Origin of the sequence: Pseudoxanthomonas sp. PXM04, from assembly GCF_014851695.1 — a bacterium.
In the GTDB taxonomy this organism is placed as follows: Bacteria; Pseudomonadota; Gammaproteobacteria; order Xanthomonadales; family Xanthomonadaceae; genus Pseudoxanthomonas_A; species Pseudoxanthomonas_A beigongshangi.
In genome coordinates, this window is the sequence record NZ_JACVAG010000001.1 from 1,011,244 (window position 1) to 1,026,828 (window position 15,585).

11 protein-coding genes are annotated in these 15,585 nt (G+C 67.7%); 7 read left to right on the top strand and 4 right to left on the bottom strand.

Going from position 1 to position 15,585, the window contains the following annotated elements; all coding sequences use genetic code 11:
* Positions 1-9 precede the first annotated feature (9 nt).
* The 5 genes from IB228_RS04835 (at position 10) to IB228_RS04855 (ending at position 5,676) form a co-directional block, all read left to right on the top strand.
* Complete coding sequence (locus tag IB228_RS04835; RefSeq protein WP_192197863.1) at positions 10-1,635, top strand: glucoamylase family protein; 1,626 nt, start codon at positions 10-12, stop codon at positions 1,633-1,635.
* Positions 1,636-1,648: 13 nt separating this feature from the next.
* Positions 1,649-2,992, top strand: a complete 1,344-nt coding sequence (locus tag IB228_RS04840) for a sugar ABC transporter substrate-binding protein (RefSeq protein ID WP_192197703.1) — start codon at positions 1,649-1,651, stop codon at positions 2,990-2,992.
* The gene (locus IB228_RS04845; RefSeq protein WP_183641894.1) at positions 2,989-3,873 is read left to right on the top strand and encodes a sugar ABC transporter permease; all 885 of its coding nucleotides are present in this window, start codon (positions 2,989-2,991) and stop codon (positions 3,871-3,873) included. Before IB228_RS04840 ends, IB228_RS04845 begins: the two co-directional genes overlap by 4 nt.
* Positions 3,870-4,721, top strand: a complete 852-nt coding sequence (locus tag IB228_RS04850) for a carbohydrate ABC transporter permease (RefSeq protein ID WP_183641890.1) — start codon at positions 3,870-3,872, stop codon at positions 4,719-4,721. The genes IB228_RS04845 and IB228_RS04850 overlap by 4 nt, the downstream gene beginning before the upstream one ends.
* 253 nt (positions 4,722-4,974) lie before the next feature.
* Entirely contained in the window at positions 4,975-5,676 is a 702-nt protein-coding gene (locus IB228_RS04855) for a hypothetical protein (protein WP_192197704.1), read from the top strand.
* 125 nt (positions 5,677-5,801) lie between these two features.
* On the opposite strand, the gene IB228_RS04860 is transcribed toward IB228_RS04855, so the two are convergent.
* From IB228_RS04860 to IB228_RS04875, 4 genes are all read right to left on the bottom strand, one after another.
* Complete coding sequence (locus IB228_RS04860) at positions 5,802-6,458, bottom strand: bifunctional 4-hydroxy-2-oxoglutarate aldolase/2-dehydro-3-deoxy-phosphogluconate aldolase (protein WP_192197705.1); 657 nt, start codon at positions 6,456-6,458, stop codon at positions 5,802-5,804.
* Positions 6,459-6,503: 45 nt separating this feature from the next.
* Positions 6,504-8,414, bottom strand: coding sequence for a phosphogluconate dehydratase (gene edd / locus IB228_RS04865; RefSeq protein WP_183641881.1), 1,911 nt, complete (start codon positions 8,412-8,414; stop codon positions 6,504-6,506).
* A 257-nt stretch (positions 8,415-8,671) separates the two neighbouring features.
* Positions 8,672-9,682, bottom strand: a complete 1,011-nt coding sequence (glk, locus tag IB228_RS04870; protein ID WP_183641878.1) for a glucokinase — start codon at positions 9,680-9,682, stop codon at positions 8,672-8,674.
* A 58-nt stretch (positions 9,683-9,740) separates the two neighbouring features.
* Positions 9,741-11,102 (bottom strand): GH1 family beta-glucosidase, encoded by a 1,362-nt coding sequence (locus tag IB228_RS04875; protein WP_192197706.1) that lies wholly within the window; start codon positions 11,100-11,102, stop codon positions 9,741-9,743.
* Between the two features lie 210 nt (positions 11,103-11,312).
* Here IB228_RS04875 and ugpC point away from each other — a divergent pair, with 210 nt between their 5' ends.
* Together ugpC and IB228_RS04885 are read left to right on the top strand one after the other, a co-directional pair.
* The gene (ugpC, locus tag IB228_RS04880; RefSeq protein ID WP_183641875.1) at positions 11,313-12,395 is read left to right on the top strand and encodes a sn-glycerol-3-phosphate ABC transporter ATP-binding protein UgpC; all 1,083 of its coding nucleotides are present in this window, start codon (positions 11,313-11,315) and stop codon (positions 12,393-12,395) included.
* A gap of 162 nt (positions 12,396-12,557) precedes the next feature.
* Positions 12,558-15,431, top strand: a complete 2,874-nt coding sequence (locus tag IB228_RS04885) for a ThuA domain-containing protein (protein ID WP_192197707.1) — start codon at positions 12,558-12,560, stop codon at positions 15,429-15,431.
* The last annotated feature ends 154 nt before the right edge of the window (positions 15,432-15,585 follow it).

The window sequence follows — 15,585 nt, forward strand, 5'->3', positions numbered from 1 at the left end:
ACGGGCAAAATGGGCCACACCGGGGCCAGGGAAAACCGGAACTGGACGTGGCTGGCCGGGCTGCTGGTGGTCCTGCTGGCGGCCTGCAACCGCGCACCCGCGCCGGCCGAAGCGCCCAAGGCGACGGCCGCGAAACCGGCGCCGGCGGCGGTGAAGAAACCGGAGAGACCGGAGCTGCCGCCGCTGTTCCGCGACATCGAGCGACGCACGTTCCAGTTCTTCTGGGACACCACCAATGAACTCAACGGGCTGACGCCGGACCGTTTTCCGTCGCGCCCGTTCGCCAGCATCGCCTCGGTCGGCTTCGCCCTGACGGCCTATCCGATCGGCATCGAGAACGGCTGGGTCAGCCGCACCCAGGCGGTGGATCGCACCCTGACCACGCTGAGGTTCTTCCGCGAGCTGCCGCAGGGACCGCAGCCGGAAGGCAAGGGTGGCTACAAGGGCTTCTACTATCACTTCCTGGACATGCAGACCGGCCATCGCTACGCCAGTTGGGTGGAGCTGTCGAGCGTGGACACCACGCTGCTGATGATGGGCGTGCTGTTCGCGCAGTCGTACTACGACCGCGATGATCCGCGCGAGAAGGAAATCCGCGATTTGGCCGACGCGCTGTACAAGCGGGTGGACTGGACCTGGCTGCAGAAGAACAAGCCGCTGGTGTCGATGGGCTGGTTCCCCGAGAGCGGGACGATCCCGCACGACTGGAAGGGCTACAACGAGGCCATGATGCTGTACGTGCTGGCGCTGGGTTCGCCGACCCATCCGGTTGGTCCGGAAGCCTGGGAAGTGTGGACACGTACCTACGGCGAGTCGTGGGGCGTCTACCAGGGACAGGAATACCTGACCTTCGGTCCGCATTTCGGCCACCAATACAGCCACGTCTGGATCGATTTCCGCGGCATCCAGGACGCCTACATGCGCGAGCGCGGCATCGATTATTTCGAGAACAGCCGCCGCGCCACCTACGCCCAGCGCAGCTACGCCATGGAAAACCCGATGAAGTGGCGCGATTACGGCGAGAACGTGTGGGGCCTGACCGCCAGCGACGGTCCGCAGCAGACCCTGCAGGAGTACCGCGGCGAACAGCGCCAGTTCCGCCACTACTCCGCGCGCGGCGTCGGTTTCCGCGAGAACTTCGACGACGGCACCATCGCGCCGACGGCGGCGATCGCCTCGCTGCCGTTCGCTCCCGAGATCGTGATCCCGGCGACCGAGCAGATGCACAAGCGTTACGGCGAGCACCTGTATTCCAGCTATGGCTTCCTGGATGCGTTCAATCCCAGCTTCGACTTCGACATCCCGCTGAAGGCCGGGCGCATCGTGCCGGGACAGGGATGGGTGGCCAGCGACTACATCGGCATCGACCAGGGACCGATCCTGACCATGATCGCCAACTACCGGAACGGTTTCGTCTGGGAAGTGATGAAGAAGAATCCGTACATCCGCAAGGGACTGGAGCGCGCCGGATTCGAAGGGGGCTGGATGACGCCCGAGGGCGCGCCCATCCAGGTGCCGGCCAACGCCGACCCGGAGGCCGCCGCCGCGCGTGCCCTGGGTACGGCCGAATCGCGGGCGGCGCAGGCCGCCGAGCAGCAATCCGAGGCGCGGGCGCGCAACCAGACCCCGCAATAAGTAAGCTGTCCGCATGGCAAGGTTCTCTCCGGCACGCATCAGGCATCCCTCGGGTGGTGGGGGCTGCCTGGTGCGCTGCTGTCTTTTCCTGCTGGCGCTGGCGGGCGTCCTGCTGTCCGCCGGCTGCGCGCGCGAGGACAGCCGCGAGAAAGTGACCTTCTGGGCGATGGGCCGCGAGGCCGAAGTGGTCGCCGAACTGGTGACCGAGTTCGAACGCGAGAACCCCGGCATCGACGTGGAGGTGCAGAACATCCCGTGGACGGCCGCGCACGAAAAATTGCTGACCGCATTCGCCGCCGACGGCTTGCCGGATTTGTGCCAGTTGGGCAATACCTGGCTGCCGGAGTTCGCCGCGCTGGGCACGCTGGAGCCGCTGCAAGCCTACGTCGACGGCTCGAAGGTGGTGGAGCAGGCGGATTATTTTCCCGGCATCTGGGACACCGCCGTGGTGGACCGGCAATTGCTGGGCGTGCCTTGGTACGTGGACACCCGCCTGCTGTACTACCGCAAGGATCTGTTGCGCCAAGCCGGTTTCGACAAGCCGCCGGTCACCTGGGCCGAATGGGAACGGGCGATGGCGGCAATCAAGCGCAACGCCGGCCCGGATCGTTACGCCATCCTGATGCCAGTCAACGAATTCGAGCAGCAGGTGTCGCTGGCCTTGCAGATGCCGGACCCGTTGTTGCGCGATCACGACAACCGCGGCAATTTCCGCAGTCCCGGTTTCCGCCGTGCGCTGGATTTCTACGCCAACATGTTCGAGCAGGGCTGGGCGCCGAAGATGTCCGAGACCCAGATTTCCAACGTCTGGGACGAATTCTTCAATGGCTTCTATGCCTTCTACCTGTCCGGTCCCTGGAACATCCGCGAATTCAAGAAGCGCCAGCCCGCCCATCTGCGCGATCAGTGGGGCACGATGCCGCTGCCCGGTCCGGATGGCCTTGGCGCGGGCATTGCCGGTGGCACCAGCCTGGTGATCTTCCGCAGTTCCGAGCGCAAGGCGGCGGCGTGGAAACTGATCGAATTCCTGTCGCGGCCGGAGATCCAGCAGCGTTTCCACGCGCTGATCGGCGATCTGCCGCCGCGACGCAGCACCTGGGCGCATCCGGCGCTCGCCAATGACGAATACGCGCGCGCGTTCCGGGATCAACTGGAGCGGGTCGAACCCACGCCGAAGGTGCTGGAGTGGGAACGCATCGCCCAGGAAATGCGGGTGGTGACCGAACAGGTGGTGCGCGGCGGGCAGAGCCAGGAGCGGGCGGTGGAGGATCTGGACGCGCGCGTGGATGCCATCCTGGAGAAGCGCCGCTGGATGTACGAGCGCGACCATCCCGCCACGCAAGGGGCACAGCCATGATGCGGCGGACTTCGGTGGCCGGCTGGGTGTTCGCCGGGCCGGCCCTCATCGTGTTGGCGGTGTTCTTCGGCCTGCCGGTGTTCTCGGCGCTGCTGCTGAGCCTGACCGATTTCGATCTGTACGCGCTGGCCGATGCCGACAACCTGCGTTTCGTCGGCCTGGGCAATTACTGGGAGCTGCTGCGCTCGCCGATGTTCTGGAAGTCGCTGTGGAACACGACGTACTTCGTGGTTGTCGGCGTGCCGTTGTCGATCGCGGTTTCGCTGGGCGCGGCGATGCTGCTCAACGCGCCGGTCGCGCGCTTCAAGGCGTTGTTCCGCACCGCGCTGTTCGCGCCGGTGGTGACCACGCTGGTGGCGGTCGCGGTGATCTGGCGTTACCTGTTCCACACCAGCTACGGGCTGGTGAACTGGGCGCTTGGCCACTTGGGCATCGCACCGATCGACTGGCTGGGCGATCCGCGCTGGGCGATGCCGACCATCATGTTGTTCGCGGTGTGGAAGAACTTCGGCTACAACATGGTCATCTTCCTGGCCGGCCTGCAGGCGATCCCGCAGGATCTCTATGAGGCCGCGCGCATCGACGGCGCCTCCAAGTGGCGACAGTTCCTGCACATCACCCTGCCGATGCTGGGACCGGTGTTGCTGGTGGTCGGCGTGATCACGGTGTCCGGCTACTTCCAACTGTTCGCCGAACCCTACGTGATGACCCGCGGCGATCCGCTGCAGAGCACGGTGAGCGTCCTGTACTTCATGTTCGAGGAAGGCTTCAAGTGGTGGCGGCTGGGCCGCGCCTCGGCGGTGGCCTTCCTGTTGTTCCTGATCATCCTGGCGGTGACCACCGTGATGCTGCGCCTGGGGCGCAGGAAGGATCTGGTATGAGTCGTCATGCCGTTGCGCGCGAGGTCGGCGCGTCCCGCTGGCAAGGCTGGTTGGTCAACGGCGCGCTGCTGGCGCTGGCGCTGATCAGCCTGGCGCCGCTGCTGTGGATGGTGTCGGTCTCGTTCATGCCGGCCGGCGAAGCCAGCCGGTTCCCGCCGCCGTTGCTGCCCTCGGGGGCGACCCTGGCGAACTACCACGAACTGTTCGCGCGCACCGGCATGGCGCACAACTTCGCCAACAGCCTGCTGGTGTCGGGCGCCATCACGGTGGGCTCGCTGCTGGTCAACACCATGGCCGGCTATGCGTTCGCCAAGCTGCGCTTCACCGGCCGTGACCGGATTTTCCAACTGCTGCTGGCCGCGCTGGTGATTCCGGCGCAGGTGGCGATGCTTCCGCTGTTCCTGCTGATGAAGCAGTTGGGGTTGGTCAACAGTTTCGGTGGCGTGATCGTGCCGGCGCTGGCGACGGTATTTGGCATCTTCCTGGTGCGACAGTATGCGCGCAGCATCCCGGACGAACTGCTGGAAGCCGCGCGCATCGATGGCGCCAGCGAATTGCGGATTTTTTTCCAGGTCGTGCTGCCGATGCTCAAGCCGGTGCTGGTGACGCTGGCCATCTTCACCTTCATGGCGGCCTGGAACGACTTCATGTGGCCGCTGATCGTGCTGACCGACCAGGCACATTACACCTTGCCGGTGGCGCTGGCTTCGCTCTCGCGCGAACACATCATGGACGTGGAAATGATGATGGCCGGCGCGGTCATCACCGTGCTGCCGGTGCTGCTGCTGTTCCTGCTGCTGCAGCGCTATTACATCCAGGGCCTGCTGCTGGGCAGCGTGAAGGGCTGACGGATTCATTGCCCGCAATCCGGTGTAGGAGCGACGTCAGTCGCGACCGGGATGTCCGTCATGTCGGATGGCTGCCTGGTTCGGAAGGCATCGCGACTTACGTCGCTCCCACAAAGGCAAGTGGGCGATCGTTTCGACTGTGGGAGCGACGTAAGTCGCGATTCGGGATGTCTGGCCTGCTTCTTTCCGGCCTGAAGCAAGACGGTCGCGACTGACGTCGCTCCTACAAGGGGCCAGGCGGTAGAGTATCGGCATGTCGATGGGCGAACGCGGTTTCATCCCGATCTGGCCGCTGCCGCTGGCAGCGGCGCTGCTCTTGCTGGTGGCCACGCATCTGGCGTTGTGGCTGTCGATCCAGGCCGGACATGTGCCGGCCTGCGTGCCTTACTGGGAGGGATGCACGTCGATCAGCCGGGCGGCGCGGCACGGGCTCGGCAATCACCTGTTCCGCCTGTTGGTGATTCCGTGCGCGGTCCTGCATGGCGCGACCTGGTGGGTGGCCGGACATTGGTTGCGGGATGATGGAGGCAAGGCAGCCAGGCGGTGGATGCTGGCGCTTGGACTGTTTTCCGCGTCCGCGCTGGCGATCTACGCGACCTTCCTCGGCACCGAAGGCGAGGTCTACGGATTCCTGCGGCGCTACGGCGTGACCGTGTATTTCGGTTTCGGGTTCCTCGCCCAATTGCTGCTGATGCGGCGGGCGAGGGTGCTGCGTCTAATGCCGCCGGCGACGCTGAAGGCGATGGCCGTGCTGTGCCTGGCCATGCTCGGTCTGGGCGTGGGCAATGTCGTGGCCGGCGCGCTGGTCGCCGACGATGCATTGCGCGACCGCATCGAGAACGCGCTGGAGTGGCAATTGGGCCTGCTGCTGGTCGGCTGGCACCTGTTGCTCGCGCGCGGTTGGTGGCGCGCGCGGTTCGGGCTGCGGCTGTATCGGGAAGGGGAGCCGTTGTAGGACTGACGTGTGTGGGAGCGACGTGAGTCGCGACTGCCGTTCCGAGGGGCGTGCTGACGAGCCCCTGGCATTCGAGGTTCCGGTCGCGACTTACGTCGCTCCCACACGGAGAGGGAAGCGGGGAATCAGCCGCGCACGCGGCGGACGATGGCGGCGGCCTTGGCCGAGCTTTCGCGGACCTTGTCCCATTCGCCGGCTTCCAGCCAGTTCTTGGGCACCATCCAGGAGCCGCCGATGCAGACCACGTTCGGCTGCGACAGGTAGTCGGCGGCGGTGTCCTCGCCGATGCCGCCGGTGGGGCACAGCTTCAGTTCCGACAGCGGGCCGGCCAGGCCCTTGAGCATTGCCAGGCCGCCGACAGCGGAGGCGGGGAACAGCTTGCATACCCGGAAGCCGCGTGCCATCAGCGACAGCAGTTCGGTCGGCGTGGCCGCGCCCGGTACCACCGGTACGTCCGCATCGGCCAGCGCGTCGGCCATCTCGGTCGTGGTGCCCGGCGTGACCAGGAAGTCCGCGCCCGCGTCGATGGAGCGCTGCATCTGCTCGACGGTCAGCACCGTGCCGGCGCCGATCACGATGTCCGGCAGTTCGCGCTTGAGCATCGCCAGCGCTTCCATCGCCACCGGCGTGCGCAGGGTCAGTTCGATGGCCGGCAGACCGCCGGCCAGCAGTGCCTCGGAAACCCGGCGTGCCTCGTCCAGCGTGTGCACGGTGACGACCGGCAGGATGCCGGCGGCGCGGAGGAGTTGTTCGGCTTTCTGTTGGCGGGCTTCGATGGTCATGGCGTATTCGGGTGGAGGCGTTGTCGCGGGAATGCGGAGTGACGCTCAGGCGTCCTTGGCTTCATGCGGGGCTTCGGCGGCGTGCTCGACGTCGCCGAGTTCGTATTCCGAATCGTATTCCCAGGTGCCGTTGTGGTACGGCGGCCCGCAGGAAATCGACAGCGCGCCCTGGTCGGCCGGCGTCACCACGTCGCGGCTGACCGCGAACAGGTTGCGGCCGATGTCCAGCGCGGCGGGCGAGGTGTTCGGCGCCAGTTCGCGCGCGTTCCATTCCTCCGCCGGCACCAGTGCCTCCAGCACGCCGGCTTCGGCGTCGAGGCGGACGAGATCGCCTTCGCGCAGCTTTGCCAACGGGCCGCCGCGGGCGGCTTCCGGGGTCAGGTGGATGGCGGCGGGAATCTTGCCGGAGGCGCCGGACAGGCGGCCGTCGGTGACCAGCGCCACGCGCCGGCCCTGGTTCTGCAGCAGGCCCAGCAGCGGCGCCAGCGAGTGCAGTTCCGGCATGCCATTGGCGCGCGGTCCCTGGTAGCGCACCACCGCGACGAAGTCGTGCGGCAGCACGCCGGCGGCGTGCAGCTTGTTGAGCGCGCGCGGATCATCGACCACCACCGCCGGCGCTTCGATGAAGCGGTACTCGGGCTTGACCGCCGAGGTCTTGATCAGCGAACGGCCGAGGTTGCCGCGCAGCAGGCGCAGGCCGCCCTGCGATTCGAAGGCGTTGGCGACCGGGCGCACCACTTCGGGGTCGGCGCTTTCGGCGATGCCGGGCGCGTAGGCCAGCCGGCCGTCCTGCAGGCGCGGTTCCTCGCAGAAAGCGCGCATGCCGCCGGGGACGATGGTGGGCAGGTCGTGCATCATCCCGGCGTCGAGCAATTCGCGGAACACGAACTGGGTGCCGCCGGCGGCGGCGAAGCGGTTCACGTCGGCCTCGCCGTTGGGATACACGCGGGCAAGCAATGGCACGGTGCGCGAGATCAGATCGATGTCGTCCCAGGTGAGGACGATGCCGGCCGCGCGCGCCACCGCGACCCAGTGGATGGTGTGGTTGGTGGAGCCGCCGGTGGCCATCAGCGCGGCCATCGCGTTGACGATGGCGCGTTCGTCGATCAGGTGGCCGATCGGACGATAGTCGTCGCCGAGCGCGGTGATGCGCAGGGCGTGCTCGGCGGCGGCGCGGGTCAGCACGTCGCGCAGCGGCTGGTCCGGATTGACGAACGAGGTGCCCGGCAACTGCATGCCCATCGCTTCCAGCAGCACCTGGTTGGAATTGGCGGTGCCATAGAAGGTGCAGGTGCCCGGCGCGTGGTAGCTGGCCGACTCGGCTTCCAGCAGTTCCTCGCGACTGGCCTCGCCGGCGGCGTAGCGTTCGCGCACCTCGGCCTTCTTCTTGTTGGGAATGCCCGGCGTCATCGGCCCGGCCGGCACGAACACCGCCGGCAGGTGGCCGAACGCGAGCGCGCCGATCAGCAAGCCCGGCACGATCTTGTCGCACACGCCCAGGTACAGCGCGGCGTCGAACATGTCGTGGCTCAGCGATATCGCGGTGGCCTGCGCGATCACGTCGCGCGAGAACAGCGACAGCTCCATGCCGGGACGGCCCTGGGTGACGCCGTCGCACATCGCCGGCACGCCGCCGGCGACCTGCGCGGTGGCGCCGAGCGAACGCGCGACGTCGCGAATCAGTTCCGGATAGGTCTCGAACGGCTGGTGCGCCGACAGCATGTCGTTGTAGGCGTTGACGATGCCCAGGTTCGGGGTGGCGTCGGCGCGCAGGCGATCCTTGTCGGTCGGTCCGCAGGCGGCGAAGGCATGCGCCAGGTTGCCGCAGCTCAGGCGGCTGCGGTGCGGCCCGGCGGCGTTGGCCGCGTCGATGCCGGCCAGATACGCGCGCCGCAAGGGCAGGCTGCGTTGGCGGATGCGTTCGGTGACTTCTTGGATGCGCGGATGCAGGCTCATTGGCGTCGGCTGGACTGCGAAAGGACGAGTGTGCGCCGCTGGCCGTGGGCAGGGCGTCGTCGGTGTCCACGCAGCGGCGCGTGCCGGACTGCGCCTTGCCGGGGCAGGGCAAGCATGTGTCCGGCCTGCACGCGGGTTCCAGGCCGACGTCGCCGCCGATGCGTGGCGGACAACGGAGAACCCCTCAACTTTCTACCTTTTGCGCCGGCAAAGAAAGTGACCAAAGCCAGACCAGCCCGCCATGCGGGCGGTCGGCGTTATCGGCGCGAGGCGCCGTAGGCTTCCACCGCGATCGCCGCCGCGCCGAGCAGGCCCGGACGCGGATGGACGATGGCCAGGGTCGGCACGCGCGCCATGTTGGCGGAGAAACGTCCCTTGTGCTCGAAGCGCTGGCGGAAACCGGAGTGCTGCAGCGAGGTCAGCAGTTTCGGCACCAGCCCGCCGGTCAGGAACACGCCGTCCCACGCGCCGAGGGTCAGCACCAGATCGCCGGCGACCGCGCCGAACACGGCGCAGAACACGTCGATGGTGTTGTTGCTGCGCGCGTCGCCGGTGGCCGCGCGCGCGGTCACGTCGGCAGGCTGCAGGTTGCCCGGATCCTCGCCCGCGATCTCGCTGAGCGCGCGATGCAGGTTGACCAGGCCGGGGCCGCAGATCAGGCGCTCGATCGAGACGCGGCCGAACTGCGCCGACAGGCGTTGCAGGACTTCGATTTCCTGCGGCGTGCCCGGCGCGAAGCTGACGTGGCCACCTTCGGTTTCGAGCGGGAAATTGCGGCCGTCGCGGATGATCAGGCCGCCCACGCCCAGTCCGGTACCGGGGCCGATCACCGCGTAGTTGCGGTTGACCGGCTGCGGATCCGGCGTCCAGTCGGGAATACCAATCGCGACCACGTCCTGGCTGCCCAGCAGCGGCAGCGCCATCGCCTGGGCGGCGAAATCGTTGACCAGGCGCAGGTCGTCGAAGCCCAGCGCGTCGCGGGTGCGCGACAGCGAAATGACCCACGGATGGTTGGTGATGCGCGCCTCGTCGCCGTCGACGCGGCCGGCCACGGCGAACACGCCGTTGCGGATTTCCAGACCGGACTGTTCGGCGCCGACCTCGTCCAGATAGTGCTGGGCGGCATCGGCCAGCGACGGGAAATCCGCCACCGCGAAGCCGCGCACGCTGTCTTCCAGCAGCGGCGCGGCGGCGCTGGCGTCGGCCAGCGCGAAGCGTGCATTGGTGCCGCCGATGTCGGCGAGCAGGACCCGGTTATCGGTGCTCATGCGGGGTGATTACTCTTGAAGGGGTCGTGGCCGCAAAAAGTAGTCCGCCGCATTCGCCTCAGTCGTCCTCGTTGGTCAGTGCGTCGCCATGGCTGGCCACGACCTTCGCATAATAGCGTGCACTGTCCTTCGGTGTACGGGTCTGGCTGTCGAAGTCCACGTGGATGATGCCGAAGCGCTTGGAGTAGCCCAGCGACCATTCCAGGTTGTCCAGCAGCGACCAGACGTAATAGCCGCCGATGTCGCAGCCGGCCTCGATGGCCGCGTGCACCGCGCGCAGGTGCTGGCGCAGGTAGCTCAGGCGCAGCGGATCGCGCACGCGGCCGCGCTCGGCCTTGGGCGGATCGAAGAAGGCGGCGCCGTTCTCGGTGATGAACACCTTGGGATTCCCGTAGCGGTCCTTGACCCAGGTGAGTGTATCGGTCAGGCCCTGCGGGAAGACCTCCCAGCCGGTCTCCGTATACGTATGCTGCGTCTGCCGGACCGGCGAGACCTTGAGCGGCCAGTTCGACTCGTCGTGGCGGGACACGTTGCGGGTGTAGTAGTTGACGCCGATGAAGTCCAGCGGCTGGCGGATCAGGTCCATGTCCGCATGCGGCCATTCCGGCCAGGCCTCGCCGAAGATTTCGCGCAGTTCTTCCGGATAGGTGCCGAAGAACACCGGGTCCAGGTACTGGCGGTTCATGTACGCCTCGGCGCGGCGGGTCGCGGCCAGGTCCTCGGGGCTGTCGCTGGCCGGGTACTTGGGCTCGATGTTCACCACCAGGCCGATCTCGTGCTTGCCGATGGCGCGGTAGGCCTGCACCGACTTGCCGTGCGAGCGCAGCAGGTGATGCGAGGCGATCGGCGCCTCGAAGCGGTTGCGGTGGCCGGGCGCCAGCGCGCCGTGCAGATAGCCGCCGTCGGTGACCACCCAGGGTTCGTTGAGCGTGGCCCAGCGCTTGATGCGGCCGTCCAGGCGCTTGAACATCACTTCGCTGTATTCGGCGAACCAGTCGGCGATGTCCGGGTTCAGCCAGCCGCCGCGGTCGTCCAGCGCCGCCGGCAGATCCCAGTGGAACAGCGTCGCGGTGGGCTGGATGCCGTTCTCCAGCAGCGTGTCGACCAGCCGCTCGTAGAAGTCCAGGCCCTTCTGGTTGATGCGGCCGCGGCCCTCGGGCATCACCCGGCTCCAGGACACGCTGAAGCGGTAGGCCTGCATGCCCAGTTCCTTCATCAGGCCGATGTCCTCGCGCCAGCGGTTGTAGTGGTCGCAGGCCACGTCGCCGGTGTCGTTGTTGAGCATGCGGCCCGGGGTGTGGGCGAAGCGCTGCCAGATGCTGGGACCGGCGCCGTCGGCCAACGGGGAACCCTCGATCTGGTAGGCAGCGGTGGCACTGCCCCAGATGAAGTTCTCGGGGAAACGATAAGACTTCGACATGGCCCCTCCGGCGGTGTCGGCAAATTTGAGAAAAGTGGGGGTGATTGCGTTGTGAAAACGATTACATGGCAGAATAACCCAACTTCCCGGGTTGGGAAATGGGAAGGTGGTCATTGAGTGACGGCGTGCATTCGTATGCAGGCCGCTGCACCGGGAGGGGCCCGGCGGCAGGTCCGACAACACGGTGGCGCAGGCCGCCCGGGAGAGCAGATGGCGAGTGTGCGGCTGGACAATGTCCGCAAGGTCTACGGCAACGGCCAGGTGGCCGTGCACGGGGCGAGTTTCGAGGTCGCCGACGGCGAACTGATGGTGTTGGTCGGCCCGTCCGGCTGCGGCAAGTCGACCCTGCTGCGGATGATCGCCGGGCTGGAGGAAATCTCCGGTGGCACGTTGTCGATCGGTGACCGGGTGGTCAACGAGGTCGCGCCCAAGGATCGCGACATCGCCATGGTGTTCCAGAACTACGCGTTGTATCCGCACATGACGGTGGCCGAGAACCTGGCCTTCGGATTGAAGCTGCGCGGGCATCCGCGCGCGGTGATCGAACAACGGGTCAATGCCGCTGCCGACACGCTGGGCCTGGGCCAGATGCTGGACAAGCTGCCGCGCGAGATGTCCGGCGGCCAGCGCCAGCGGGTCGCGCTGGGACGGGCACTGGTGCGCGAGCCGGCGGTGTTCCTGCTCGACGAACCGCTGTCGAACCTGGACGCCAAGCTGCGCCATTCGATGCGCACCGAAATCGCGCGGCTGCATCGCCAGTTGGGCGCGACCATGATCTACGTGACCCACGATCAGGTCGAGGCGATGACCCTCGGCCAGCGCATCGTGGTGCTCAAGGACGGCCAGATCCAGCAGATCGACACGCCGATGGCGCTGTATGAGCATCCGGCCAACCTGTTCGTCGCCGGCTTTCTCGGCAGCCCGGCGATGAACGTGCTGCACGGGCGCCTGGAGCACGCGGGAGGGCTGCGGCTGGTGCTCGACGCGGGCCTGTCGATTCCGCTCGGCGACGCGCGGGCAGGCGAGGACTGGCTGGGCAGGACGGTGGCGATGGGCGTGCGCCCGGAACATCTGCGACCGGTCGTACCGGACGAGGCCGGTTTCGACACGCTGGTGGAAGTGGTGGAGCCGGTCGGCAGCGAGGTGTTCGTGAACATGACCCTCGGTCCCCATGCGCTGGTCTCGCGGTTGCCGCCACGACAGCTCCCGCGCGCGGGTGCCGGCCTGCGCCTGGCGGTGGATCCGGCGCACCTGCATTTCTTCGACCCGGAAAGCGGTCGCCGCCTGCGGTGAACCCGCGAGGCGGGCCCTGGCCCGGCTTCGCCGTCGCTTGCCTGTCCGCCGCAGGCAACAAAATCTAGCCTCAGAACGTAGCGGCAGCGGATTCCATCCGCCTCGTGCCCGTCCTAGCCTCGTGAGCAAGGTTTGCGAACGTCCGTCACGGGAGAGGGGCCAGTGCGGAAGAGGGACAGGAGATGGGCGCGTGCGCGATTCCGCGCCGCGCTGCGCGTCGGCCTTGCGCTGCTGGTGTTGCTGGCCGGCGCCTGTGACGGACCGGGCGCGGGCCGCAGGATCGTGCTGATCGGCGGGGTTGGCAGCGAGGGCCCGGGGCGGCATGCCTATGCCGAGGGCGTGCAGCGGCTGGCGTCGATGCTGGGTGAATCGCCGCAGGGGCGTGGCGCGGAGATCGTCGTGTACGAACGGGGCTGGCCGGCGGATCCCGCCGCGTTGCGGGGCGCTTCGACCGTGGTGCTGTATTTCGACGGACTGGACCGGCACCCGCTGCGTGATGCCGCGCATCGCGAACAGTTGGGCGAACTGGTCCGGCAGGGCGTCGGGCTGGTCGCACTGCACCAGGCCTCCACCGTGCCGGCCGACGATGCGTCGCTGGATCTGCGTGCCTGGCTGGGCGCCGAACGCGTGGGCATGTTCGATCGCACCACCGAGACCGCAACGGTGTCGCCCGCCGATGCTGCGCACCCGATCATCCGTGGGGTGGATGCGTTTACCTACCGCGACGAGTTCTATCCGACCCTGCGCTTTGCCGCGAGCGGCGTGCGGCCGGTGCTGCGCAGCACCCTGCACGCGCAGTACCGCGATGGCGCGGACGTGGTGGAGGACCGCGCCGAAACGGTCACCGTGGGCTGGGCCTACGAACGCCCGGACGGCGGCCGTTCGTTCGGTTACAGCGGCGCGCATTTCCTGGCCGCGCTGGAGCAGCCGATGTTGCGGCGGGTGTTGTTGAACGCGATCCTGTGGACCGCCGGCATCGAGGTTCCCGACGACGGCGCGCAGTCGCCGGCTCCCGCCACGCCGGCGCCGCCCGCGGTCACCGGCACTTCCCGCGCGGTCACCGCGTCGGTGCGTGACGTCACCACCTTCCATGCGGATCGTCAGCGCAGTGGCTGGCATCGCCAAGGAACCGCGCCAACGCGGGCCCAACTGGAAGATCCCTCGTTCGGCCTGCTGTGGGAATCGCCGCCGCTGGATGCCTACGAAGGCCAGGCGCCACGCCTGTACGCCTCGCCGTTGTACCTGGAACAGGTCCGCATGAGCGAAGGCCAGCACCGCGGCCAGACCTTCAAGGTCGTGTTCGCCGCCAGCAATCATGGCTACGTGTATGCGATCAACGCCGGCAAGGCCGGCGACGTGGCGCCCGGGCGCATCCTCTGGCGCACGCGGCTGGCGCCACCCTGTCACCTGCAACCCGCGCCGCTGGATGCGGTGCCGACCGGCGTGTTGAGCACACCGGTGATCGACACGGCACGGGGGCGGATCTATGTCACCAGTTGCGATCCGAAGGAGCGCTGGCAGGCGTACGCGCTGGACATCGGCAGCGGCAAGGTCATCGAGGGCTGGCCGGTGCGACTGGACGAGACGCGCTTCAACGCGGTCAACGCCAATGCCGGCCCGTCGCCGGTGCCGCCGAAACGGCGTTTCGATTTTCGCGTGCAACGTGGCGCGCTCAACCTGAGCCCGGATGGTTCACGGTTGTACGTGACTTTCGGCGAGACCGAAACCGGCTGGTTGGTCGCGGTCGATACGCGGCGTCCGCGGGTGGCCAGCGCGTTCGCCGCGGCGGCGATGCCGCATCGTGGCAGCGGCGGCATCTGGGGCGCGGGGGGACCGGCGATCGACGCGGCAGGCGACGTGTTCGTGGTCACCGGCAGCGGGTTCGACGGCTACCGCGACCAGTCGCATGACTGGACCCAATCGGTCCTGAAACTGTCCGACTCCGCCGATGTCGGCCTGCGACTGCGGGGCACCTACACGCCGTTCAATCATTGCGGCAGCGCGAAGATGGATATCGATCTGGGATCCGGTGGCGCCAGCCTGCTGGCGGATCTGGAGCCCGCGCAGACCACGACGACGCGCCTGATGGTGGTCGGCGGCAAGCAGGGCAACGCGTACCTGCTAGACCGCGATCATCTGCCCGGAAAACTGGACCAACGCCCGGCCTGCGGCGGAAGCGCGGCCAGCGACGGTTCGTTGCTGCCGCCGCAGCGGCAACCGCAGTTCGCCGGGCGCGGACCGCTGAGCGTGTTTGGCCCGTACTCGGAGCAGGACGCGGCGATGGATCAGGCGCGCGGCCGTTCGGTGCCCGCGTATCACCGGGACGATAGCGGCGCGATCCATGTCTACATGACTGGCAACACCCGGCGTGCCGAAGGTTCGGCGGACGCGGTCCCGCCGTCGCTGGTCAAGCTGCGCGTGGTGACCACGCCCGGACAGCCCGCGCACCTGGCGATCGCGCGCCGGCAGATGGAACTGGTCTTCATCAATCCCGGGTCGCCGGTGATCAGCAGCGACGGCGCGCGGGATCCGATCGTCTGGGTCCTCGACGAGAACGCCCGCCGCTCCGCGCCGCTGGCCGGCCCCGGCGCGCCCGCACCGGTCCTGTACGCGCTGGAAGGCCACACGCTGGATCTGTTGTGGAAGAGCGCGCCGGGCCAGTTGCACACCTCGGGCAAGTACAACGAACCGGTGTTCGCCCATGGCGCGGTGGTGGTGGGGACGGATCGGATCCAGGCATTCGGTCCCGGCGCGCCCGCACGCGTGCCGCCGAAGGTCGTCGCCGATGCGACGGCGGGTGCTTCGCAAGTCCCAGCGGTGGCCGATTCGGGACTGGATGGGGAGGCCCTGTTCAAGCAACGCTGCGCGGCCTGCCACGATCATCCTCAGGGCAACATCCCCCCGCGCACGCTGCTGGAAAGCCGCAGCCGCGCCTACATCGTCGACACGCTTACCCACGGCGTGATGCGCGCGCAAGCGGCGGGACTCAGCGCGAACGATATCGATGCGATCGCGGGGTATCTGGACAAGCGTTGAGGGCTCCGGACAAAGCAAAGGCAAATCCCCCTCGGTCCCCCTTTTGACCAGCCATTCGGCTGTTGGGAAGCGCTGCAAAGGGGGAAGAACGGCGAGGTCGCAGGCGGCAGGATTCAGCGCGAACGATATCGATGCGATCGCGGGGTAGCTGGAC